At 66.3% G+C, this 1,456-nt stretch carries 2 protein-coding genes; both read right to left on the bottom strand.

What is annotated here, in order from left to right; translation table 11 throughout:
* Position 1: 1 nt before the first annotated feature.
* On the bottom strand, positions 2 to 928 hold the full coding sequence (locus PARACOCCUSGL_RS0120060) for an electron transfer flavoprotein subunit alpha/FixB family protein (RefSeq protein ID WP_010400980.1): 927 nt from the start codon (positions 926 to 928) through the stop codon (positions 2 to 4).
* Positions 928 to 1,456 (bottom strand): electron transfer flavoprotein subunit beta/FixA family protein (locus PARACOCCUSGL_RS0120055; protein WP_010400978.1); only part of this gene is annotated, 529 nt, incomplete at its 5' end. The genes PARACOCCUSGL_RS0120060 and PARACOCCUSGL_RS0120055, both read right to left, overlap by 1 nt.

The following is a 1,456-nucleotide window of genomic DNA, read 5'->3' as shown; positions in this document are numbered from 1 at the left end:
CTTACAACTTCTGCGTGAGTTCTGGAACGACTGAGAAGAGGTCCCCGACGAGGCCGTAGTCTGCGATCTGGAAGATGGGGGCCTCTTCGTCCTTGTTGATGGCGACGATGACCTTGCTGTCCTTCATCCCCGCGAGGTGCTGGATCGCACCCGAGATGCCGACCGCAACGTAAAGCTCGGGCGCGACAACCTTGCCGGTCTGGCCAACCTGCCAGTCGTTCGGCGCGTAGCCCGAGTCCACCGCCGCGCGCGAGGCGCCGACCGCGGCGCCCAGCTTGTCGGCAAGCGCCTCGATGATCCCGAAGCTCTCTTTCGAGCCAAGGCCGCGACCGCCCGAGACCACACGTTTCGCCGAGGTCAGCTCGGGGCGGTCCGATTGCGCCACCTCGTCGCCGACCCAGGACGACAGGCCGGGATCCGCAGCAGCAGCCACATCCGAGACCGCGGCCGAGCCACCCTCGCCCGCCGCATCAAAGCTGGCCGTGCGGATGGTGAAGACCTTCTTTGCGTCCTTCGACCTGACCGTCTGGATCGCGTTGCCGGCATAGATCGGCCGCTCGAACGTATCCGCGCCGATCACCGCCGAGACATCCGACAGCACCATCACGTCCAGAAGCGCCGCAACCCGCGGCATGACGTTCTTGGCATCCGTCGTCGCAGGCGCGGCGATATGGTCGTAGTCACCCGCCAAAGACACGATCAGCGCCGCCGTCGGCTCGGCCAGCCGGTGGCCATAGACCGGGCTTTCCGCCACCAGCACTTTCGACACGCCGGCGATCGTCGCGGCCTCCGCGGCGGCCGCTTTCGCCGAGGCGCCGGCGCAGAGCACCGTCACATCGCCCAGGCCCCTGACCGCGCTGACCGCCTTGGCGGTCGCATCGCGGTTCAGAACACCACCCGTCACTTCTCCAAGCAGCAGAACAGCCATCAGATCACCCCCGCTTCTTTCAGCTTGCCAACCAGCTCATCGACCGAGCCGACCCTGATGCCGGCCTTGCGCCCCTCGGGCTCGCGGGTCTTGAGAACCTCAAGCCGCGGCGAAACATCCACGCCGTAATCACCGGCGGTCTTTTCATCGAGCGGCTTTTTCTTGGCCTTCATGATATTGGGCAGGCTCGCATAGCGCGGCTCGTTCAGACGCAGGTCGGCGGTCACCACCGCAGGCAGGCTGACCTCGATCGTCTGCAGCCCGCCGTCAACCTCACGCGTGACCCGGGCCTTGCCGCCATCAACCTCGAGCTTGCTGGCAAAGGTCGCCTGCGCCCAGCCCAGCAGCGCCGCCAGCATCTGGCCGGTCGCGTTCATGTCGTTGTCGATCGCCTGTTTGCCGGCGATGATCAGGCCCGCGCCCTCTTCCTGCGCCACTTTCGCCAGGATCCTGGCCACCGCCAGGGGCTCGATGTCCTGATGCACATCATCGGCAGCAACCACCAGGATCGCACGGTCCGCGCCCATC

Origin of the sequence: Paracoccus sp. TRP, from assembly GCF_000185925.1 — a bacterium.
Classification (GTDB): Bacteria; Pseudomonadota; Alphaproteobacteria; order Rhodobacterales; family Rhodobacteraceae; genus Paracoccus; species Paracoccus kondratievae.
The sequence above is the reverse complement of the archived record's forward strand: the minus strand, read 5'-3'. Positions and strand labels throughout refer to the sequence as shown.